23 protein-coding genes and 1 tRNA gene are annotated in these 21,588 nt (G+C 62.1%); 1 reads left to right on the top strand and 23 read right to left on the bottom strand.

The window, feature by feature from the left end:
- Nucleotides 1-15 precede the first annotated feature (15 nt).
- Nucleotides 16-1,080: a uroporphyrinogen decarboxylase gene (hemE, locus tag NAV33_RS11590; RefSeq protein ID WP_255980087.1), complete on the top strand. Its 1,065-nt coding sequence runs from the start codon at nucleotides 16-18 to the stop codon at nucleotides 1,078-1,080.
- A 46-nt stretch (nucleotides 1,081-1,126) separates the two neighbouring features.
- On the opposite strand, the gene NAV33_RS11595 is transcribed toward hemE, so the two are convergent.
- From NAV33_RS11595 to rpoD, 23 genes are all read right to left on the bottom strand, one after another.
- Nucleotides 1,127-1,420 carry a hypothetical protein gene (locus NAV33_RS11595; RefSeq protein ID WP_255980089.1) on the bottom strand — a complete coding sequence of 98 codons (294 nt, stop codon included), beginning with the start codon at nucleotides 1,418-1,420 and terminating at the stop codon, nucleotides 1,127-1,129.
- 164 nt (nucleotides 1,421-1,584) lie between these two features.
- Complete coding sequence (locus NAV33_RS11600) at nucleotides 1,585-2,025, bottom strand: excinuclease (protein WP_255980091.1); 441 nt, start codon at nucleotides 2,023-2,025, stop codon at nucleotides 1,585-1,587.
- 38 nt (nucleotides 2,026-2,063) lie between these two features.
- Nucleotides 2,064-3,290, bottom strand: a complete 1,227-nt coding sequence (locus tag NAV33_RS11605; protein ID WP_255980092.1) for a beta-ketoacyl-ACP synthase — start codon at nucleotides 3,288-3,290, stop codon at nucleotides 2,064-2,066.
- Nucleotides 3,290-4,018: a 3-oxoacyl-ACP reductase FabG gene (gene fabG, locus NAV33_RS11610; protein ID WP_255980094.1), complete on the bottom strand. Its 729-nt coding sequence runs from the start codon at nucleotides 4,016-4,018 to the stop codon at nucleotides 3,290-3,292. The genes NAV33_RS11605 and fabG overlap by 1 nt, the downstream gene beginning before the upstream one ends.
- A complete protein-coding gene (locus NAV33_RS11615; protein WP_255980096.1) occupies nucleotides 4,015-4,467 on the bottom strand; it encodes a hotdog family protein in 453 nt (150 codons plus the stop codon). Before NAV33_RS11615 ends, fabG begins: the two co-directional genes overlap by 4 nt.
- Nucleotides 4,464-5,651, bottom strand: a complete 1,188-nt coding sequence (locus tag NAV33_RS11620; protein WP_255980098.1) for a beta-ketoacyl-[acyl-carrier-protein] synthase family protein — start codon at nucleotides 5,649-5,651, stop codon at nucleotides 4,464-4,466. The genes NAV33_RS11615 and NAV33_RS11620 overlap by 4 nt, the downstream gene beginning before the upstream one ends.
- Entirely contained in the window at nucleotides 5,651-6,160 is a 510-nt protein-coding gene (locus tag NAV33_RS11625) for a DUF3261 domain-containing protein (RefSeq protein ID WP_255980246.1), read from the bottom strand. The genes NAV33_RS11620 and NAV33_RS11625 overlap by 1 nt, the downstream gene beginning before the upstream one ends.
- A gap of 31 nt (nucleotides 6,161-6,191) precedes the next feature.
- The gene (locus tag NAV33_RS11630) at nucleotides 6,192-7,448 is read right to left on the bottom strand and encodes an NAD(P)/FAD-dependent oxidoreductase (RefSeq protein WP_255980100.1); all 1,257 of its coding nucleotides are present in this window, start codon (nucleotides 7,446-7,448) and stop codon (nucleotides 6,192-6,194) included.
- A 142-nt stretch (nucleotides 7,449-7,590) separates the two neighbouring features.
- A complete protein-coding gene (locus NAV33_RS11635; protein WP_255980102.1) occupies nucleotides 7,591-9,930 on the bottom strand; it encodes an MMPL family transporter in 2,340 nt (779 codons plus the stop codon).
- A complete protein-coding gene (locus NAV33_RS11640) occupies nucleotides 9,914-10,528 on the bottom strand; it encodes an outer membrane lipoprotein carrier protein LolA (protein WP_255980104.1) in 615 nt (204 codons plus the stop codon). The genes NAV33_RS11635 and NAV33_RS11640 overlap by 17 nt, the downstream gene beginning before the upstream one ends.
- Nucleotides 10,528-10,953: an acyl-CoA thioesterase gene (locus tag NAV33_RS11645; RefSeq protein ID WP_255980106.1), complete on the bottom strand. Its 426-nt coding sequence runs from the start codon at nucleotides 10,951-10,953 to the stop codon at nucleotides 10,528-10,530. The genes NAV33_RS11640 and NAV33_RS11645 overlap by 1 nt, the downstream gene beginning before the upstream one ends.
- Nucleotides 10,946-12,490 carry an HAL/PAL/TAL family ammonia-lyase gene (locus tag NAV33_RS11650; protein WP_255980108.1) on the bottom strand — a complete coding sequence of 515 codons (1,545 nt, stop codon included), beginning with the start codon at nucleotides 12,488-12,490 and terminating at the stop codon, nucleotides 10,946-10,948. Before NAV33_RS11650 ends, NAV33_RS11645 begins: the two co-directional genes overlap by 8 nt.
- Nucleotides 12,471-13,418 carry a glycosyl transferase gene (locus NAV33_RS11655; protein WP_255980110.1) on the bottom strand — a complete coding sequence of 316 codons (948 nt, stop codon included), beginning with the start codon at nucleotides 13,416-13,418 and terminating at the stop codon, nucleotides 12,471-12,473. The genes NAV33_RS11650 and NAV33_RS11655 overlap by 20 nt, the downstream gene beginning before the upstream one ends.
- Nucleotides 13,415-14,239, bottom strand: coding sequence for a glycosyltransferase family 2 protein (locus NAV33_RS11660; protein WP_255980112.1), 825 nt, complete (start codon nucleotides 14,237-14,239; stop codon nucleotides 13,415-13,417). The genes NAV33_RS11655 and NAV33_RS11660 overlap by 4 nt, the downstream gene beginning before the upstream one ends.
- Nucleotides 14,236-15,915, bottom strand: coding sequence for an acyl-CoA synthetase family protein (locus tag NAV33_RS11665; RefSeq protein ID WP_255980114.1), 1,680 nt, complete (start codon nucleotides 15,913-15,915; stop codon nucleotides 14,236-14,238). The genes NAV33_RS11660 and NAV33_RS11665 overlap by 4 nt, the downstream gene beginning before the upstream one ends.
- Nucleotides 15,912-16,490 carry a hypothetical protein gene (locus NAV33_RS11670; protein ID WP_255980116.1) on the bottom strand — a complete coding sequence of 193 codons (579 nt, stop codon included), beginning with the start codon at nucleotides 16,488-16,490 and terminating at the stop codon, nucleotides 15,912-15,914. Before NAV33_RS11670 ends, NAV33_RS11665 begins: the two co-directional genes overlap by 4 nt.
- Before the next feature lie 99 nt (nucleotides 16,491-16,589).
- A complete protein-coding gene (locus NAV33_RS11675; protein WP_255980118.1) occupies nucleotides 16,590-16,847 on the bottom strand; it encodes an acyl carrier protein in 258 nt (85 codons plus the stop codon).
- Between the two features lie 13 nt (nucleotides 16,848-16,860).
- Nucleotides 16,861-17,124 (bottom strand): phosphopantetheine-binding protein, encoded by a 264-nt coding sequence (locus NAV33_RS11680; RefSeq protein ID WP_255980120.1) that lies wholly within the window; start codon nucleotides 17,122-17,124, stop codon nucleotides 16,861-16,863.
- On the bottom strand, nucleotides 17,105-17,914 hold the full coding sequence (locus NAV33_RS11685) for a lysophospholipid acyltransferase family protein (protein WP_255980122.1): 810 nt from the start codon (nucleotides 17,912-17,914) through the stop codon (nucleotides 17,105-17,107). Before NAV33_RS11685 ends, NAV33_RS11680 begins: the two co-directional genes overlap by 20 nt.
- The gene (locus tag NAV33_RS11690; protein WP_255980124.1) at nucleotides 17,890-18,609 is read right to left on the bottom strand and encodes a beta-ketoacyl synthase chain length factor; all 720 of its coding nucleotides are present in this window, start codon (nucleotides 18,607-18,609) and stop codon (nucleotides 17,890-17,892) included. Before NAV33_RS11690 ends, NAV33_RS11685 begins: the two co-directional genes overlap by 25 nt.
- Nucleotides 18,610-18,880: 271 nt before the next feature.
- Nucleotides 18,881-19,312: a thioredoxin TrxC gene (gene trxC, locus NAV33_RS11695; protein ID WP_255980126.1), complete on the bottom strand. Its 432-nt coding sequence runs from the start codon at nucleotides 19,310-19,312 to the stop codon at nucleotides 18,881-18,883.
- Nucleotides 19,313-19,501: 189 nt separating this feature from the next.
- Nucleotides 19,502-19,578, bottom strand: a tRNA-Ile gene (locus NAV33_RS11700).
- Nucleotides 19,579-19,697: 119 nt separating this feature from the next.
- Nucleotides 19,698-21,551 (bottom strand): RNA polymerase sigma factor RpoD, encoded by a 1,854-nt coding sequence (gene rpoD / locus NAV33_RS11705; RefSeq protein WP_255980128.1) that lies wholly within the window; start codon nucleotides 21,549-21,551, stop codon nucleotides 19,698-19,700.
- Nucleotides 21,552-21,588 lie beyond the last annotated feature (37 nt).

The following is a 21,588-nucleotide window of genomic DNA, read 5'->3' on the forward strand; positions in this document are numbered from 1 at the left end:
TGCTGGAACCCAGACATGACTGCCTTGAAGAACGATCGCTTCCTTCGCGCCCTGCTCAAGCAACCTGTCGACGTCACCCCGGTGTGGATGATGCGCCAGGCCGGACGCTACCTCCCCGAGTATCGGGCCAGCCGTAGCAAGGCGGGCGACTTCATGAGCCTGTGCATGAATCCCGAGTTGGCCTGCGAGGTCACGCTGCAGCCACTGGACCGCTATCCGCTGGACGCCGCGATCCTCTTCTCCGATATCCTCACCGTGCCGGACGCCATGGGCCTGGGCCTGTACTTCGAAACCGGTGAGGGCCCGCGCTTCAAAAAGACCGTCAGCAGCATGGCCGACATCGAGGCGCTGCCGATTCCCGATCCTGAGCAGGATTTGGGCTACGTCATGAATGCCGTGCGGACCATTCGCCGTGAACTGAACGGCCGGGTCCCGCTGATCGGCTTTTCCGGCAGTCCTTGGACGCTGGCGACATACATGGTTGAAGGCGGTTCATCGAAGGACTTCCGCAAGTCCAAGGCCATGCTTTACGAAAACCCCCAGGCCATGCACGCGCTGCTCGGCAAGTTGGCGCAATCGGTCACCAGCTACCTCAACGGTCAGATTCTCGCCGGGGCGCAAGCGGTGCAAATCTTCGATTCCTGGGGTGGCAGCCTCTCCGCAGCGGCCTATCAGGAATTCTCTCTGGCCTATATGCAGAAAATTGTCGACGGGCTCATCCGTGAGCACGACGGGCGTCGTGTGCCGGTGATCTTGTTCACCAAGGGAGGCGGGTTATGGCTGGAGTCGATGGCCGATTCCGGTGCCGAGGCGCTGGGCCTCGACTGGACCTGCGACATCGGCAGTGCACGGGCACGCGTCGGCAGCAAAGTTGCCCTGCAGGGCAATATGGACCCTAGTGTTCTGTTCGCCAAACCGGAAGCAATCCGTGCAGAGGTCGGGCGTATTCTGGCCAGCTTCGGTCATGGCAACGGTCATGTGTTCAACCTTGGCCACGGCATCACGCCTGAAGTTGACCCGGCCCATGCCGGCGCCTTCATCGAGTCGGTGCATGAGCTGTCGGCCCGGTATCACGGCTGAAAGAAAGCCGCCGGAAAAAAGAGCCGCTTACTGCGGCTCTCTTCGTTTATGGCTGTTGATAGTGGCCCGGTGTGGTGCCGGGCTTATGCTCGTGAATCAGCTTCGTTACGCGGATATCGGTGATTCCCATCACCTCGGCCTGCTCCAGCAACTTGCCCTCATCGGCGTCTGCATCGGGCATCACCAGGCTGTTTTCTGCATCGCCGTTGTGCAGTTCAATCAGGTGCCGCGCGGCCCTGCCCTGCGACATGCGATCCTCTCCCGACTCGATGATTTGAACGCGGGGGTCGTTCTGGAAGATGTAATTGACTTCGAATTTGTGCGACGGTTTGTCGAACATGAGCTGCTCCTCAAGATAGTAACGGGTCTGCTCTGTTGACTCGCGGGTCCACTTATTCGTTCGGTCGGGTACAGTTCTCGACTGACAATCGGAGGAGAGAAAAGCGAGAGATCGAAACGTCAGCACGCGCCCGGCACTGCACGAAGGGGCCGGGCGCAGCAGGCTTATTTGACCTTGGCCAGATTACCCTTGATCGCGACACCAGCCATGATAGCGCCGGCATGGCACTCGTACTTCTGGCTGTCCTTGTATTCGACGTGCTTGTAGTTGCTTGTAATGTCCACCACGGCGTTGGCGTTGGCAGCTTTAGCTGCCTGTTGCATGCTGATCAACGCCGATTGCAGGGCCCAGCTGCAGGCGCCTTCGTCGGTCTTGTTGAAGGCGTTTGTCTTCTTGCTGGTCGACACATCTCGGCGGATGACCTGCGCGCTGCCAGGCGTCTTGCCGGCCAGGTAGAACTTGACACTGCCGTCGAGTTTGCCCGAGGCGGTGGCTTCAGCGACTACCTGATCGAATGGCAGGTAATGGGTGGTATCACGGGCCTGGCTGATACCGGGCAATGCACAAAGCACGAGTGCGGCGCCGATCCATGTGGTTTTCTTCATTGCATTTTCCTTGCGGTGTTTTGGACGGGGGTAAACGCTCAAGCCCAGCGGCGGAAAATCAATGAGGTATTGATGCCGCCGAAGGCGAAATTGTTGTTCATCACGTATTCATGCTGCATCGATCGCGGTGTGCCGGTCAGATAGTCCAGTTCGCCACAGCGCGGATCGATGCTGTCGAGATTCAGCGTGTGGATATAGCGATCCTGGTTCATCATCTCGATGCTGAACCAGGATTCTAGCGCTCCGCAGGCGCCTAGCGTATGGCCGAGAAAGCTCTTCTGCGAGCTGATCGGCATGCGTGAGCCGAACAGTGCCTGAGTCGCCAGCGTCTCGGCGATGTCGCCCTGTTCGGTGGCCGTGCCGTGGCCATTGACGTAGCCGATTGCCTCGGCTGGAATCCCCGCATCCTCGAGCGCCAGTTCCATCGCACGACGCATGGTCAGCTGCTCGGGTTTAGTGGCGTGCAAGCCATCGGCATTGCTGCCGAAGCCGATCAGTTCGGCATGGATAGTGGCACCGCGAGCCAGGGCATGCTCCAACTCTTCCAGCACCAGCATGCCCGCACCTTCGCCTATCACAAGGCCGTCGCGATCGGCGTCGTAGGGGCGCGGCGATGTCTGAGGGGCGTCATTCTTCAGGCTGGTGGCATAGAGCGCGTCGAACACCATCGCTTCGGTGGCGCAGAGCTCTTCGGCACCGCCCGCCAGCATCATCGGCAAACGACCGAATTTGATCGCCTCGTAGGCATAACCGATGCCCTGGCTGCCGCTGGTGCACGCGCTCGAGGTGGGGATCACACGGCCGGTCAAGCCGAAGAAGATGCTGATATTCGCCGCCGTGGTGTGCGGCATCATGCGGATGTAGGAGTTGGCATTCAGCCCATCGGCCACGGAGTTCAGCAGCATATTGCCGAACGCCTTGATCTCCTCGGTGCTGCCGGTGGACGAGCCACAGGCGACACCCATGCGGCCGTCGCGAATCGACCCGTCGCCGAGCAAACCGGCATGCTCCAATGCTTGCTCGGCAGCCTTCACCGACAGCTTCGAAACTCGACCCATGCTGCGCAGCTGCTTGCGCGTCCAGTGGCCGGGCACGGCGAAATCGTCCACCGGGCCTGCCAGCCGCGTATTGAGCTCGGTAAAGCGATCCCACTCGTGCATGCGGCGGATACCGCTGCGATTGGCGCTAAAGTTATCCTCGATGGAAGCCCAATCGCTGCCCAGCGAAGTGATCCCAGCCATGCCGGTGACGACGACACGTTTCATCAGCACAGCCCGCCGTTGACCGCTAATACTTGGCGCGTGATGTAGCCGGCCTCGTCCGACATCAGGAAATTCACCGCACCGGCGACTTCCCCGGGCGCGCCCATGCGCTGGGCTGGAATCATCTTGAGCATCTCCTCGATGGGCAGGTTTTCGTCCAGCATGTCCGTCTCGATCAGTCCCGGCGCAACGCAGTTGACCGTGATACGGCGCTTGCCCAGTTCGACGGCGAGGGCTTTGGCTGCGCCTATTACGCCGGCCTTGGAGGCACTGTAGTTGACCTGGCCGCGGTTGCCGATCAGTCCCGATACCGACGTGATGCAGACGATGCGCCCAGGCTGGCGGCGGCGAATCATTGGCATGGTCAGCGGCTGCAGCACATTGTAAAAGCCATCGAGATTGGTGCGCATCACCAGGTCCCAGTCGTCCTCGGTCAACGCGGGGAAGGCGCCGTCGCGGGTGAGACCAGCATTGCAGACCACCCCGTAGTAAGCGCCATGTGCTTCGATATCGGCTTCCAGTTGCATGCGGCATTGAGCGCGGTCGGCAACGTCGAATTGAAGAATCCGTGCCTGACGCCCCATCGCCTGAATCTGCGCTTGTACGGTTTCGGCCTCGTCGCGTCGCGCACGGCAATGCAGGACGATGTCGTAGCCGCTTTTGGCCAGGCGTAGGGCGATGGCGCGACCGATGCCACGGCTGGAGCCAGTGACAAGAATGCTTTCAGTCATGGAGTGGGCTCTTGTAGATAGCTCGCCACCTCGGGCGGGCGGAACACATTGAGACGCGCCTCGGCATGGATGCCGGGCCCGTCGAGATGACACTCGAACACACCCATGCCGTTGTCATCCTGCAACGAGCGAAGCGCCTGAACACGCAGCTGACAACCGACGGGGAAGTATTCTGCATTGCATTGAAATTTACGGGTGCCGAGCAGGAAGCCCAACTCCACCGGCTGGCCGGCCAACCTCGCTTGGCAACCGGCGAACGCAGCAACCGTCTGGGCCATTATTTCGATGCCGACCCAGGCTGGCAGACTGCCGTCGGCCAAGTTGAACAGACCGCCAGAACGAACCTGCAAATGGGCAACGATGCTCTCTGCGTCGAATGCCTCGATCGCATCCAGCAGAATCATGTCGCCTGCGTGAGGCAGCAGCTCGGATACCGGCCAGTTGATCACGGCGCGTCCCCCACGATCAGGCTGATGTTGTTGCCACCGAAGGCAAAGGAGTTGCTCATCATCCGCCGCGCGCCGGTAGCTGGCATCGACGTGCCGGCTGCGACTAGGTTCAGGCGCGGCAATTCAGGGTCTTGCTGGCCGTCCCAGCAGTGCGGTGGGAGCAACCGCGTAGGGTTGTGCTCGGATAAGGCCAGCCAGCAGAACGCGGCTTCCAGCGCGCCAGCGGCACCCAGCGTGTGTCCGGTGAGGGGCTTGCTCGATGAGCAGGGCACTCCGGCCGGAAACACCGCGGCGACCGCGACGCTTTCCATTGCGTCGTTGTGGCGGGTGGCGGTGCCATGAAGGTTCAGATAGTTGATGTGCTCCGCCTGAGTCGACGCGCTGGCCAGCGCTTTGTGCATTGCCTCGATGGCGCCCTGGCCTTGCGGGTCGGGCGCGGAAATATGATGCGCATCGGAACTAGCGCCGCCGCCGAGCAGGGCGATAGGGGCTGCGTCCCGGGTCATCAGGAACAACGCCGCCGCTTCGCCGATGTTGATGCCGTCGCGGGAGACGGAGAACGGATTGCAGATCCGCTCGCTGGTGGCCTCCAAAGCGCTAAAGCCCTGCAGTGTCAGGTCGCAGAGCGTATCGACTCCGCCGCAGAGCACCGCATCGCAGATGCCAGCATCCAGCAGACGCTTGGCGCTGAGCAATGCCCGTGCGCCGGATGTGCAAGCCGTCGAGATGGAATAGCTAGGACCGCTGAGCTGAAACAGATCGGTGAGAAAGCTCGCTGGCGCGCTCAGCTCTTGATGACCGTAGTGGTAACTGGAAGGCAGCTGTCCGTCGCGGAAAAGCCCTGCGACGCCTTGGGTCGCTTCCTGAATGCCGCTCGTGCTGGTGCCGATGACCACGCCGATCCGGGCCGCGCCGAAGCGAGCGATCGCCGCGCTGATTTCGGCGCGGATTTCTTCTGCCGCGGCCAACAGCAGCTGATTGTTGCGCGTGGCATCGTGCAACTCGGCGCCCGCCAGCGAAGGCAATTCAGCAGTCACCGCGCCGACTGGCAGCGTGCGCCCGGCGACCCTCTTTGGACAGTTCTTCATGCCGGAGCCGTCTCCGGCCAGCAGTCGGCGCGCCACCTCGGCCTTGCCACGACCCAGCGCGCAGATCACCCCAAGGGCGTTCAGATAAGCGGTCATCAGTGGCGGGTTCCGGCGGCTGCAGCAATGGGGGCGACACGATAGGTGAGTGCCGGCCCGACGTCGAGTTCGAAGCGGTCATTCTGTCGATAACGCACACGCCAGGGCGACGAAGCGTCATGCCGCATCGTTCGTTCATTTTCTTGCTGGCTCCACTGCGTATTCGCATACAGCGTGCTCAACTGCTCCGCCGGCGTCAGCGCAAACAGCAATGCGGCAAACAACTCGCGCGCCTCAGGGTTGGGCGGAAGCAAACCATCGGCCTGCCATTCGCCGTCGCTCAGAAGCTGACGTGCCAGCGGAATGCCCAAAGGATCGAGCAGTGACCAGCGTAGTGCGGCGCCGTCCTGCTGAATGACCAGCAGCCAGTCCTGGCTTTCGCCGAAACCGTGGCGCTGAATATGCAGCTGTAAGGGCAGCTGCAGCTCTGGTGTCTGCGTTGGCAGCGGCAAGCGCTGGGCGCAAGCGGCGAGTGACAACAGCAGCGGCAGCCATATCAGCGCTCGCATGCGTACAACGAGCATGTTCATGCCGACAGGCTCATGCTGGTGTGTCCGCCGCGCAGAGCTCGGCCAGTACACGCAGGCGGCGTTTGGATTCGGCGACATAGGGGTTCTTGAGGTCCCAGGCATAGCCGGCGAGGATCGAGCTGATCATTCGACGTATCTCCGGCTGGGCGTGTTCGTAATAAATCACGTCCTGGAAGCTGCAGTCGTACCAACCCTCTACGTAGGTCCGGAATGTATCCACGCCACGCTTGAGCGGCGCGGCGAACTCGCTTTCCCAGTCCACCGTCTCGCCCGACAGCTGGCGGTGCAGAACGGCGGCGGCCATGCTCGCGGAACGCATCGCGATGGTCACGCCTGAAGAGAACACCGGGTCAAGGAATTCCGCCGCATTGCCCAACAGGGCGAAGCCCGGACCGTACAACGTTTTGACGTTGGCCGAATAGCCGCCGATCAAGCGTGCCGGCGTATCCCACTCGGCGTTTTTCAGTATGCCGCTGAGGTTCGGCGCCTCCTTGACGAACGCCTTGAGGCAGGCATCCAGGTCGAGAGGCCGCCCTTCGTAGCGTTCGGCACTGGTGACTACGCCAAGCGAGCAGCGGCCGTTGCTGAACGGGATGGTCCAATACCAGACGTCGCGAAGCTCGGGATGAGTAGTGATGAGGATCTTGTCGCGATCGAAGCGCGGGTCGTCGATGTTGTCCTTGATATGGGTGAACACGGCGCGGCGCACCGGGAAATTCGACGGCGCCTCAAGGTCGAGCAGGCGCGGCAACACCCGGCCGTAACCGCTGGCGTCGAGGATGAAGTCCGCCTCGATCGCATATTCGCTGCCATCAAGACGACGTGCCTGGAGCAACGGGCGCAGGCCTTCGAAGTCAACCGAAATGATTTCTTCCTCGTAGCGGATCTCCACGCCCTGCAACTCGGCCTGGTCAGCCAGCAGTTTGTCGAAATCGGCGCGCTGAACCTGATAGGTGCTGCCATGGCCTTCGGTGAATTTGTCCCTGAAATCAAAATCGGTGTAGCGCTCGCCCCAGCCAAATGCCGCGCCATGCTTGGTCTGGAAACCAGCGGCCCGGACCGCTTCGAGCATCCCGGCCTCTTCGACGAAATCCAGGCAATGCGACAGCAGGCTCTCGCCAATGGAGAAGCGAGGGAAGCGCTGCCGCTCGACGATCAGCACGTCGTGGCCCTTGCGCTTGAGCAGGGCGGCGGCGATGGCGCCAGCAGGGCCCGCTCCGATTACGACGACGCTACGTTGTTCAGGATTCACGAATGCCTTGGTCATTGCTTGACTCGACAAAAGGGGATGGTTGATGTCTGGCGGATGCCCAGCGCGTCCGGCAGCAGGGTGGAAGCAGCCCAGCAGGCTGAGGGAATTAGTTTCAGTTGAAGGGTCCGTGCAAACAGCGCGGCCGCTTGCTTCGAGCTCAGCATGCATCTTCCTGGTCCGGTTCGGCGGCCCACGGCGCCAGGGCGAAGGCGAACACCAGACCGAGTCCTACCGCCAGGCCGAAGTTGCTCACCGCCGGTGTACTCGACAAGGCCAGGAGGCCGAAGGACAACCAAGTAGTGACGGCCGCCAACAAGGTCCCGACCAAACTCACGGCGGCGCCGCCAATTCGCTCGCGCATGAGGATGGCGTAATCGACACCGATTGCGCTGACTAGCAGCAAGCCGAACAGACCGAACAGGGTCAGCGGCTGACCCAGCCAGCCCAGGCAGGCCAAGCTCCCGAGGGCCGACAGCAGCGGCACAGAAATGCAGCGCAGGGCACCACGCCAGCCGAACGGTAGGCACAGCAAAGCGAGAATCAACGCGGCGGCCAGCAGTTTGAGGAGGGCGGCCTGGACTTGGGTATCGGCAAACAGGCGGTTCAGTTCGGCCAGCCGGTCAATCAGACTGACACCATCGATATCGGTGGCCAGGCCGTGAAGCGCCGCGCTGTCGCGAAGCCCTTGCAGACTCACCAACCCAGCGACCGAGCCATCATTTTGGACGCCCAACCACAACGGCCGCCATGGCTCTGCCAGCGGCCCGGCAAGCACATCTGTCAGGGTCGTCGGAGGTTGTGCCAGAAGGCCGGCTACCTCCGCGTCGAGCATTTCGGGCGTCACGCCAAGCTCCAGTAGGGGCTGACTGGCTTCCAGCAAGTGCGGCAGCACGAGATGTAGGCTTTCCTGAGCCGACGTTGGTGCGACCAGTTGGCTCAGCGCCAGATAACCGTGAAGTTTCTGCTCCGCAACCAGCGCATCGAGGCGAACGCCGAGCGCTTCCTGCCGCGTCAGCAGCTCATCGGGATTCGCCGCGCGGACCAGAAAATACTGGCTGGTCGGTTCGAAGCCGGTGATTTCGCCGATGCGTTCGGCCTGCTGCTGGAGCACTGGCGCACGGCTGACCCACTGGCGCAAATCGTCCTTGAAGGAAACTTGGCTGACGCCGGCAATACAGAACAGCACAAATCCGGCGAGCAGCCACGGCGTGGAGAGCCGGCGAAGCAAGGCATTGCGCAGCGTCAAACAGTGCCCGGCCCAACCCAGTGGGGCGGGCCATGGCTGCAGCGGCGCGGTCAGCAGCGATGGCAACAAACACGTGGCGCAGGCGAAGGCGCCGAGCAGGCCCGCGGCGGAAAACACCGCCACCTGGCTCAGCGCCGGGAACGGGGTGAACGCCATGGCCAGATAGCCGATGACGTTGGTCGCCAATGCCAGCGCCAGTCCTGGAAGCGTCAGGCGCAACGCCCGGTAGCTCTGCCACGGCTGCAAGGTCCAGCTCTTGGACAGATAGTGCAGCGGGAAATCGATACTGACGCCGACCAGGCTGGCGCCGAGCACCAGTGTCAGCACATGGATCTGGCCGAACAGTGCGATGCAGGCGGCGGCACCGCTGAGCGCGCCGACCAGGACCGGTAGCGCAACCAGCAGGACGCGCGGTGTACGAAACAGTGCATGCAACAAGGCGAGCGTCGCTACCAGCGAAATGCTGCCGATCAGGCTGGCCTCCTCGCGCGCCTGTCGCTGCCCATAAGCGGCATGCAGCAACCCGCCCGCGGTCAGCAGCTCGCCCTGATTTGCCTCGACGCGACGGCGGGCGTCGCTGACCTGATCCTCCACCAGCATGGGCAGGCGATCTTCGAACGCATCGCCATGGGTTTGCGCATGGATGACCGCCCAGCGCTGCCCGCCATGTTCAGCGATCAGCATGCCATCGAGGCGCGGATGGATATTGCCCGGTTGCGGCAGCTGCCGTTGCGCCAGATCGGCGAGGCCGAACCAGTCCTGTTCAATCGGCACGATGCCAGCACTGTCGAACGGGTTGTACAGGCGTTGCAGTCGGTGTTGAACGAAGTCTTCCGGCGATGCGATTAAGGCTTCGCGGCTCACCGGCCCGAGCAGCGCCAGTCGTTGGTCCAGTAGCTGCTGACGCACCGCTGGCAAGTCGGCCTGCACCGAGCGGCGAACCTGCGCGAACAGCCCGCTGGCGCGGAGGCTGTCGGCAATCTCTTCGGCCAGCCCAACGGCCACTTCTTCATCGCTGTGGTGAATCAGCAGCATCAGGTCGCGGTTCAGCGGCTCCTGCATACGCTGCTCGGCGAGTTGCTCCAGTGCGCCCGGAGTGCCGCTGGGCAATAGCTGCAGCAGGTTGGCGCTGACCGGCGAGCCGTTGCGCCATTGCCAGGCGGTCAGCCCCACCAGCCCGAGAAGTGCCAGAAGAAACAGCGAGGAAAGCCAGGACGGCAGCCTGAGCGCTTTGTCAGTCGGCGAAGTCATGAAGTTCGGTGGGGCTCAACTGATCGTCGATCTGGTTGTCGTTCAGTAGCAGCACGGTGCTGTCGTTCTGGGTTTCGAGAAGTTCGATTCGCTCGACCGTTGCGCCGCCGCGAATGAGAATGGCGCTGAATATCTGCCCAAGCAAATGCGAGCGTGGTGTCAGCATCAGCTGCCAGGCCTCCGCTGTTCCGCTCAGTTCCAGCTCGAAATCGCGCTGCAATGCGGTTGTGTCGCCTTGCAGTACGGCGAGGAACAAGTCGTTCTGGCGAGCGGCGGCGCCCTGTTGGTCGGTTTTTTGCCAGCCGCTGGGTCCGCGCCGGGCGATGCCCGAGTCGCTGATTCGATAATCCTGCTGCAACGGCTCCTGCAGGAACCACAGCAGGCCGCGATCACGAGCCAGCACGAAAGTGCCGCGGCTGGTAAGCGGCAAGGGCAGCGCGCGCAGGTACTTTTCCTGGATGAAATTGCCGCGGACCACGGCAGGCTCGTTCAATTGACGACTGAGTTGCGCCAGATCAAAGGCGTGGGCGTTGCCTGCCATTAGCAGGAGGCTCAGTACCAACAGGATGTGTCCGACGGGACGGTCGAGCAGCCGCATCACGATAGTGCCCGCTCGACGGCTTCGACGAATACCTTGGGCGACGCCAGCAGCATTTCGCGACTGGCGATCTCCACGGCCACCTGCACGGTGCTGCCGCGGGTCATGCGCTCACCCGAGTCGGCGTCGCTGATCAAATAGTTGATCTTCAGTCGGTTCTCCCATTCGACCAGATCGGCACGGACGACGATACGCTGATTGAAACGCGCGCCCCGCATATAGCGCAGTTGGACGTCGATGATCGGCCAGGCATAGCCGGCGTCGCGCATCTGAGTGTAGTTGTGGCCGATGTGATCGAGCAGGGCGCAACGTGCCACCTCGAAGTACTTCACGTAATGGCCGTGCCAGACCACATCCATGGAGTCGACGTCGAAGAACGGCACCTGCACCTCGACTTCTGCCTGCAGAACGCCCCCCTTACGCATAAAGCCCCCAGTGTTGCGCGCGGATGCGTTGCAAACACAGGCGCAGCTCGCTCTCCAATGCGCGATCCTCGATCAGCGGCGGGAAATCCTCGCCTAGTTCAACGTGCATCGCTTGTAACGGAGTCGGCAACGGGCGTGCGCCCTCGCTCCGCTGGCGCAGCCAGACGCCCTGGTTGGCCGCTATCAGCGTGGCGGCCGCGACCTGTTCAGTCAGTTCCAGGCTGCGCAGCGCATCGCGCGCGGCAATGGTACCCATGCTCACTTTGTCCTGGTTGTGACATTCGGTGGAGCGGGAGAAAACGCTGGCCGGCATGCTGTTTTTCAACGCCTCGGCGGCCCAGGCGCTGGTGCCGATCTGCACGGCCTTGAAGCCGTGGTTGATCATCGCCGTGGCAGCCGGTGCGCCGGATAGATTGCTCGGCAGGCCGTGGTTGTAGCGCGTATCGACCAGCAGCGCGAGCTGGCGGTCGAGCAGGTCGGCGATGTTGGCGACGAGGTTCTTCAGGCTGTCCATGGCGAAGGCGATATGGCCGCCGTAGAAATGCCCGCCGTGCAGTACGCGCTCGTTTTCCGCGTCGATGATCGGGTTGTCGTTGGCGCTGTTGAGTTCGGTCTCGATGAACTGGCGCAGCAGGCCCAGGCTATCAGCGAGCACGCCGAGAACGTGTGGCGCACAGCGCAGCGAGTAACGGTCCTGCAGGCGGTGCAACGGTGCGGTTGGTGCCTCGATGGCCAGGTCCTGGCGAATCCAGGCGGCGACCTGCATCTGACCGGGATGCGGCTTGGCGGCGAACAGGCGCTCGTCGAAATGTTCGGGATTGCCTTCCAGCGCAACCACGTTGAGCGCGGTGATGCGGGTGGCGAGTTTCAGCAAGTAATCGGCGCGAGCAAAGGCCAGGCAGGCCAGCCCGGTCATTACTGCGGTGCCGTTCATCAGTGCCAAGGCTTCCTTGGGCCGTAGCGTCAGCGGTGTCCAGCCGAGCTGACGATGTACTTCGGCGGAGCTGCGACGCTCCCCGCGGAAGATGACTTCGCGCTCCCCCGCCAGCGCCGCGGCTACATATGAAAGCGGAGTCAGGTCCCCGCTGGCGCCCACCGAACCTTCCTCTGGAATCAGCGGGAGAATGTCGTGCTCAAGAAAAGCCTGCATACGATCGAGCAGTTCGATGCGCACGCCCGACATGCCATGGGTCAGCGAGCGTAAGCGGGCGGCTAATACCGCTCGGGTCGCTTCGGCGTCGAGCAGCTTGCCGAGGCCGCAGCCATGAAAGGTGAACAGGTGCTGTGGCAGCGCCTCGACTTGATGCAGCGGCACCGCCACCACGCAGGAATCGCCATAGCCGGTGGTCACGCCGTAAATCACGCCTTCGCGATCCAGCAGCGTGTCGAGAAACTGCGCGCCGCGAGCGATGCGCTCGCGGAAGGCGCTGTCATTTTGCAGTCGAGCGGCCGCACGGCCTTGGGCGACGGTCAGCACATGCTCGATGCGTAGGTGGTTTTCGCCAAAGATTACGGGCTCAGTTGCGGCGTTGTTCATGGGTATTCCAGAAAGGGTAGAAATTGAACCATTGCATCGGTGCGTCCAGACAGCGCGCCGCCAGGCGATCGGCGTAACGTTGTATCCACTGCTGTATCACCACGTCGCGCTCGCTGCGCCGCCACTGGATGCGCTCGGCGAACGGCTCTAGATAGACGTGAAAACGTTCGCCTTGTTTCAGGCAAAACAGCAGGTTGGCCGGGCACTGCAGCAGGCCGGCCAGCAACCATGGGCCCTGCGGAAAGGCTGCCGGCTGGCCGAGGAAATCAGCGTTGGCGATTCGCCCGCCATGCAGCGGTACGCGATCGCCGGCGATGGCCAGCCATTCGCCTGCGTCCAAGCGCTGGGACAACATAAGCATGGTTGCCGGGTCCAGTTCGCTGACTTGGATCAGGCGCAGATTGTTCGCGCCGGATTCGTCCAGCAGACGATTGAAGCGCTCGGCGTGGCGGGTGTGGACCAGCACATTCATGGTCACCCGGCGGCCCATCTCCGCCAGGGCCCGGCAGATTTCCAGATTGCCCAGGTGAGAGCCGACCAGCAGCTGGCCACGCGGCGCCTGTAGAACGGCGTGCAGATTGTCGTTGTCGTGTAATACCAGTCGATCCAGATCGAGGCGGCCGCCCCAGGCGTCGAGCTTGTCCAGTAGGGCGTCGGCGAAGGCCATGAACTGGCGATAGACCGACCGCGCGCTGGGCGCCAGCTCGCGCCGGCCGCTCCAGCTGGCGAGGTTGCGTTGATAGTCCCAGGCGCTCTGTCTGGCGCTGCGGCCGAACAGATAGAAATACAGAACGATCACATACAGCAGCGGCGTCATCGCACGCCGGCCAAGCACACGCACGGCCTGCGCTGTAAGTTTCATCAGCGCAAAGCTGCCGCGCTCGCGACGCCCGGCCCAATGCGAACTGGGTGCGGTGTGTTCCTTCATCCGAGCCACCGGCGCCAAAGTAGTTTGGGGGCACGCAGGAGCATTCCGCCAAACAGCCGCGCATGCATGGAGGAGATCAACAGGTTGTCGCGCCACAGGCGGAAATGGGAAACGCCATCCACCGGATAGTGAACGCGGGTCGGCAGCCATACCATCGGCTGCTCGCGCCAATGCAGACGCACCAGAATTTCGGTGTCGAAATCCATCCGTTTGCCCAGCTCGGTCGAGTCCAGCAGCGCTAGCGTCGGCTGTAGCGGGTAGACGCGAAAGCCGCACATCGAATCGCGAATCGACAGCGAGAGCGTGTTGATCCAGACCCACACATGGGTCAGATAACGCGCATAAAGGCGGCCTTTGGGAACGCTCGAATCGTACTGCGGATAACCGCAGATCAGCGCATCGGGCGCTTGGCTGGCACGGTCGAGAAACAGCGACAGACAGCCAAGGTCGTGCTGACCATCGGCGTCGATCTGCAGTGCATGGCTGAAGCCCAGGCGAGACGCTTCGCGCAGGCCGTTGGCGACCGCGGCCCCCTTTCCTTGGTTATGGCGGTGCCGCACCAGGTGTACCGATGGATGTTGCGCCAGTTCGTCGATAACCGCGGCGGCGACAGGGCTAGACGCGTCATCAACCAGGACGCAAGGCAGGTCTTCGGCGAGCAATGCCTGGACCACGGAGGGAAGGCTGCGCTCGTGGTTGTAGACCGGCACGACGACGCAGGGCTTGAACCAGTCGTCGTCGATGGCCAGCGCCAACTGTTGGTTTAGAACCGCCTCGCGCGGCTCGTTGATGACCGGCGCGGCCGGAGTGAGAGTGGTCATGCGGGATCTCCCAGCAGAATGCGCCCGGACGAGCAGGGCGCTTCACCGTTGCGATAGGCGAAATGCAGTTTGCCGCGCTCACGATCGAAGCGAAGGGTGAGCTGCAACTGGTCGCCGGGACGGGCCAGTTGCTGGAACTTGAGCACTTCCATGCCTTGGAAGCGCGGCGGAAGATCCTCGATCAGCTCGCGGGCCAGGGCCATGGCCCAATCGATCTGTACGACGCCAGGCAAGACCGGCGTCTGCGGAAAGTGCCCGGTGAAATGCGCCAGGTCCGGCGGAATGCCTAGTTCCAACTGCCAATGCTCATCGCTCTGGCTTGCGCTCAGGCGCTCCGGCTGCTTCGTACGGGGCGCCTGTAATAGCGCATCGAGTTGCGCTTGCGGCAGTTTGCCCTGCGCGTTGTACGGGAGCTGTCGGACCAGGCGCCAGCGCCGCGGCAACGCCAGTGCCTCGCAATGCGCCGTTAGATGTGCGCGCAGTGCCTCGGTCAATGCACGCCGGCCGCTATTGCGTAACGCATGCAGACCGGCGCCGCTGAGCGCGACCAGCGCCCCGAGGTAGGCACGGTTGTCACTGATCACTCCGAGCCGCGCTTCGTTGACGTAAGGATGGTTGGCCAGTGCGCTTTCCAGCATCGGCAGCGAGATGCGTTTTTCTTCCAGCTTGACGATGCGATCCAGGCGGCCGAGCAGTTCGAAGCGGCCATCAGCCTCGATGCGGGCGGCGTCGGCGGTCTGTTCGATATGCCCCTCCGGCAGGCAGGGCGAAGCCACCTGCAGTGCGCCCTGCTCGTCCTGGCTCAGTTGGACGGCGGCGAAGGGTTGCCACAGTCTGCCGCCCTGACGCCAGGCGATACCGCCGGTTTCCGAGCTGCCATAGATTTCCGTTGGGGCCTGGCCGAGGCGCTGTTGCAGCCGCACCGCTGCGTCGGCGTCGAGCGGGCCGCCGGAAGAAAATACCCGGCGCACGCTGCGCAATCCCGGCCAATCGAGGTTGTCACCCATACGTTTGAGCAATGCCGGGCTGGCCACCCAGCAGAAGCTAGCCTGCTCACGGCTGGCCAACTGCAGATCTTCGGGGAAGGGCAGCGCCCTGCGTAGAAAGATGCGCCCGGCACAGAGCGGCCAAAGCACGCGGAACAGCAGCCCATAGATGTGCTGCGCTGCGACGCTGCCGATGATGCAGGCGCTACCGAGATCGGCGCCCCAGCATTCCTCGAGCGTCGTCACTTCATTGGCCAGCTGTCGCAGGCGTTTTTCGATCAGTTTGGGCTCGCCGCTGGAGCCGGAAGTGCAGAGCAGCAGCTGGCATTGATCGAGATCCAGCGGTGCGCCGGCGAGCGGTTCGGCAAAAAGATCGGCGAGCCCGACGTCGCCGTTCTGGTCCGTTAGCCAGAGCTCGACTTGATCCTCAAGACGCGCACGATTGGCCGGCTGCAGATCCGCCGGTAGCAGCACGGTTACGCCGGCGCGCCAGGCGCCCAGCAGGGCGATGGCCAGCTCGGCGGCATCCTCCAGATGAACCGCGATCCGGCGAACGCCGCGGTCACGTAAACCACCCGCCAGACGCAACGCCTGCTCGCGCAGCTCGGCATGCTGGAGCGTAGGTTGGAGCGCTACCGTGCGGTTGTTCGGGGCCTGATCGAGCAGATGCTCCAGGGCAATCCAGTTCATTTAGCGTTCCTGACCCGCTGGCGCACCAGCCATTCTCCGGCGAACAGTAGACCCATCAGCAGATACGCGATCAGCCCGGTGTACAAGGTCCACCAGCTAAGCGGCCCCCAGAGCGCGAGGCCTGTGGCAATGCTGGCGTTAATTATGAAGAATGCCACCCACAGCCAAGTCACTTGGCGCGTATATCGGACGGCGGCGGGCGGCAGCTCGGGTTCGCTCAAGCGTGCCAGGCGCTCGATGACTGGCATGCCGGAATAAAGACTGCCGGCGAACAGACCGAGCAGCGCTAGATTGATCAGCACCGGATACCACAGCAGCAGCGCATTGCTGTCAGCCAATCCCAGCAGCAAGCAGAACAACAAGGCCGCGGTAGCCATCGCACGGGTCAGCGGGGTCTGTTTGCCGCTCAGTATTCGTGCCAGCCAGAGCGCGCCGAGCAGCAGTGCGAACAATCGCGGCGACAGGTGCTCCTTGCCCAAGTACACCGCGAATGGATAGGCGAGGCCGACCAGTACCAGGCCAAAACCAATCAGCCGGCCGGCAGTTGCCTTGCCTGTTTGAGCGGGAGCTTGCATCGCGTACGTTCCGGTGACCCGTTTGGTTGCGCAGCCACAGCCGTCACCCGCTTTGCAAACCGAACCGGGCGAGACTGGCTTCGTTCGTTAATGTCCGGCTCAGACCGTTTCTTGATTCACCAGACGGTGCACGGCCTCGACCACATCACCCACGGTGCGTACGGATTTGAATTCTTCAGCGGCGATTTTTTTGCCGGTCTGGCGCTTGATGTGATCGATCAGATCCACAGCGTCAATGCTGTCGATTTCCAGGTCCTGATACAGATTGGATTCCAGGCTGATGCGCTCGGGTTCGAGCTCGAACAGTTCAACCAGCGCATCGCGCAGAGTCAGGAAGATCTCGTTACGGCTGTTCACGTTGGGCTCCTCCTCAGGCGACGGCGCGATTGGCGCGGACGTAGGCGGCCAGGCTGTCGACACTGGCGAAATGCTTGCGGGTGTCCTTGGCGTCGGCATCGATCTTGATGCCGAAACGCTTTTGAATTGCCAGGCCCAATTCCAAGGCGTCGACCGAGTCGAGCCCGAGCCCTTCACCGAAGAGTGGCTGATCAACCGCGATATCGTCCGGTCCGAGGTCTTCCAGACCCAGGGCGTCGATGATCAGTTGCTTGATTTCAAGCTGTAGTTGGCTCATCGAGTGCGAGCTCCTTTATAAAGTGTTGATGCAGATAATCGTTGAGTCGCCGTGACGCAATGGGCGCCGCTCCCCGTGCGGCGAACACCTGCGGGTCGATATCCTCGCCGACCCGCAGATGAAAATGAAAACGTCGTGCTGGAATGCGGTACCAGGGCTCGGCCTTGGTCAAGGTGGTTGGAGTCACGCTGATAACTACCGGCGTGACCAGACGCGCTCCGCGCAAGGCGATGGCGGCGGCACCGCGGTGAAACTGTGGCGCCTGGCCGGGTGTGGTGCGAGTACCTTCGGGGAAGATGATCAGCGTCTGGCCTTGTTGCAGTGCGTCGGCGGCTTCGTCGAGCATCTCGGCGCTGCCATTGTTACTGATGTACTGCGCCGCGCGGATCGGCCCGCGAGTGAACGGATTGTCCCACAGGCCTTGCTTGACCACGCAATTGGCGTCGCGGATCAGCGCGATCAGCACGACTACGTCGATTAGCGAAGGATGGTTGGCGATCACCAATTGTCCGGGCCGACCCAGGCGCTCGGCACCCTCGACCTCGTAGGTCAACACGCCGCTGCGGTACATGAACTGGACGAACAGCCAGAACAGCCGGCTCACAGTCTGACGCGCACGTCGGCGGTGTATGGCGGCATCACCTGGCAACAAGGCGAGCAGGGGGAACACGATCAGTCGCAGGCAAAGCCCACCGAGCCCGAACAGCGCGAAGGACAGCCCCGTAGCAATCAGGCGCCACAGCCAGGGGGCGTTGGGACGGCTATTCAGTGCGTCTGCTGCCAGTTCCATCGGCGCCTCTTCCATTGATGTTGGCAGCGGGACTGGCCGTTGAGCAGCGCGCGGATGAGTTCCAGCGCGTGGGGCCATTGTGTCGAGATGGCTTCTTCGCCAGCGGCTTCGAGGCTCAGCTGCCAGCCGCGGCCAGGCTTGAGCAGCAGCGCCACGGCGTAAGGAAAACTAACGTCGCTGATCCACGGCTTATAGGCAGCGGGTGGTTGGTCTTCGGTCACCACGACCAGTACGGCAGGTGCGCCTTCGGCGATCAGCAGGGCGGCTTCCAGCACGGCGTGCTCCAGCCCATCGCCTTCTGCCGCGAGCGCGGTCATCTCACTGGTGTCGTTCTGCAGGATCGACCAAAGTCCGATAACCGCGTTGTGCACCGAGAGGCTGAACTGGGTCGGCGATAGCGCCTCTTCGCGCGCGAGGTCGTTGAGGATGGCAAAGGTGCGCGATGTATCGCCGTGACGCGAGGCAAAGACCAACGGCATCGGCGGCAGACCTGCAGCCAGTGGCGTGGCCACGGCGAATGCCATACGTGCCAGACGGCTCAAACGACGACGCTGCATGGCCGGCAGAAAGGCAACGTCAGGCTGCCCCTCGCTGCTGTCGAGCCTATGCGGATGCCGGGCCCAAATCGCCCAGTCATCAGCGCTCGCCAGACCTGGTGCCCAGGCCCGCCATTGATCGATATCGAATTGAATCACGCTAGAACTCACCAGCTCGTCTGCGAGCCTTGTTATTGGCGTGTCGACGTCCGTGTACAGCGGCTATCGGAAAATTCGCCGTGAAAGTCCGGGCATTATCCAATCGCGATCAGGCTGAGGCAAACGTTGCTTGAAATATCCGGATAAGAGGTTGCTGTTCTGGATGGAACTGGGACGTAGTGCAGATGTCTACGACTTCCTTTTTTGGGCGGTGCTTATTTTTACGAGGAGAGCGCTCGCTCCCCAAGCTTAGAGAGCAAACGATCTGCGGTTAAACGCCCTGCTGCTTGAGCCATGCCAGCAGCTGAGGCAAAGGCAGTGCACCGCTTTGGCAAGCAACCTCGCGGCCATTCTTGAACAGGATCAGGCTCGGTATCGATCGAATGCCAAGTTGCGTCGACAGTTGTGGGTTGGCTTCGCTGTCCAGCTTGGCCAACCGACAGCGCCCCTTTAGTTGAGCCGCGGCCTGTTCGAAGATTGGAGCGAAACTCCGGCACGGCCCGCACCAGCTCGCCCACACATCCACCAACAGGGGCAGGTCGCCTTTGACCTGATTGGCAAAACTCGCCTGGCTTAGCTCGAAGGGAGCGCCGATCAATACAGCCGATTTACAACGGCCGCAGCGAGGTCCGTCAGCTAGTCGATCGGCGGGGATACGATTGAGCCCAGCGCAGTGCGCACAGGGAATGACGAGGGCAGTCATGACAGTCTCCACGGTAGCGTGCTGATTAAGTGGAGGCGGGTGCCTGTATATCAAGGTAGCAATCAATAAAGCATGACAAGCGCTGGGGTAATGGCGCGCTTGGTGCCGAGCGCAACTCCAGCATTTCTCGGAAAGAGTGCATTAACGGTGAGGCAGGGGAAAAAGCCGCGCAGTGCGCGGCTTTAAAGATGGTGGGCCCACACGGACTCGAACCGTGGACCAAAGGATTATGAGTCCTCTGCTCTAACCAACTGAGCTATAGGCCCTCAGAGGCCGGCGGATTATACCGGTGGTGTAGCGCGTGCGCCAAGAGAAGCTGGCCGTACAGTGTTGTTTTGCCTGGCCTTATAAAGCAAAACCCCCGGTGTTGGCCGGGGGTTCTGGTTTATTCGTCGAGGAAGGAGCGCAGATGCTCGCTTCTCGTCGGGTGGCGCAGCTTACGCAGCGCCTTGGCTTCGATCTGACGGATCCGCTCGCGGGTGACGTCGAACTGCTTGCCGACTTCCTCGAGGGTGTGGTCGGTATTCATGTCGATGCCGAAGCGCATGCGCAGTACCTTGGCTTCCCGTGCGGTGAGGCCGGAGAGGACTTCGCGAGTGGCTTCCTTGAGGCTCTCCACAGTCGCCACGTCGATCGGCGATTGCATGGCGGAGTCTTCGATGAAGTCACCCAGGTGCGAGTCTTCGTCATCACCAATCGGGGTCTCCATGGAGATCGGCTCTTTGGCGATCTTCAATACCTTGCGGATCTTGTCCTCAGGCATTTCCATGCGCTCGCCCAGCTCTTCAGGCGTGGGTTCGCGACCCATTTCCTGCAGCATCTGACGAGAGATGCGGTTGAGCTTGTTGATCGTCTCGATCATATGTACCGGGATGCGGATGGTCCGCGCCTGGTCAGCGATGGAGCGAGTGATCGCCTGACGAATCCACCATGTGGCATAAGTCGAGAACTTGTAGCCGCGGCGATATTCGAACTTGTCCACCGCCTTCATCAGGCCGATGTTGCCTTCCTGAATCAGATCGAGGAATTGCAGGCCGCGGTTGGTGTACTTCTTGGCGATGGAGATAACCAGGCGCAAGTTGGCCTCGACCATCTCTTTCTTTGCCCGGCGAGCCTTGGCTTCACCGATGGACATGCGGCGGTTGATGTCCTTGATGTCGGCAATCGCCAGCACGCACTCTTCTTCCAGAGCGAGCAGCTGCTGCTGGCAGCGCTGGATGTCATCCTTGCGTGCGGCGATGGCTTCGGCATATTTGCTCTTGCCACCGGCCAGCTGATCGGCCCAGCTCAGGTCAGTTTCGTTGCTCGGAAACTGGCGCAGGAAATCGGCACGAGGCATGCGTGCGTCACGCACACATATCTGCATGATGGCGCGTTCCTGGGCGCGGACCTGGCCCAGTGCGCCGCGTACACGCTCGACCAACGCATCGTACTGTTTGGGGATGAGCTTGATCGGCATGAACAGCGTTGCCAGCTCCTGAAGCGCTTCGGTCGCCTGCTGGCTTCCGCGTCCGTGTTTCTTCAGGGCCTTCTTGGCGGCGTCCAGTTGCTCGGCAACAGCGCCGAAGCGAACGCGAGCGACTTCCGGATCCGGACCGCCATCGCCTTCCTCTTCTTCGCTATCGGAGTCGTCCTCTTCCTCGTCGTCCTTGCCGTCATCGGCCGGTTTCGCGGCTGTTTGCGGTGTGACGGGTTCGACTTCCTGTGGGGCGGCGGCGCCGTCATCATCAGGGTCGATATAGCCGCTGAGAATGTCGGACAGGCGACCGCCTTCACTAGTGACGCGGTCGTAGTCAGCGAGAATGCTGTCCACGGTACCCGGGAAGTGGGCGATCGCGCTCATCACTTCACGAATGCCTTCCTCGATGCGCTTGGCGATTTCGATTTCGCCTTCGCGGGTCAGCAGTTCGACGGTGCCCATTTCGCGCATGTACATGCGCACGGGGTCGGTGGTGCGGCCAATGTCGGTTTCGACAGCAGCAAGCGCTGCGGCGGCCTCTTCGGCGGCGGCTTCATCGGTATCGGCTTCGGCCAGCAACAGGGCATCTGCATCGGGGGCGACCTCGAATACATTGATGCCCATGTCGTTGATCATGCGAATGATGTCTTCCACCTGCTCCGGATCGGAAATATCCTCCGGTAGGTGGTCATTGACCTCGGCGTAAGTCAGGTAACCCTGCTCACGGCCACGCTGGATCAATTCTTTGAGACGGGACTGCTGTTGCGCTTTTCCGGACATATAACCCTATCCACTGACGGTTCTGGCGGGTTGAAAA

Source organism: Stutzerimonas stutzeri, assembly GCF_024448715.1.
Taxonomy (GTDB): Bacteria; Pseudomonadota; Gammaproteobacteria; order Pseudomonadales; family Pseudomonadaceae; genus Stutzerimonas; species Stutzerimonas stutzeri_AR.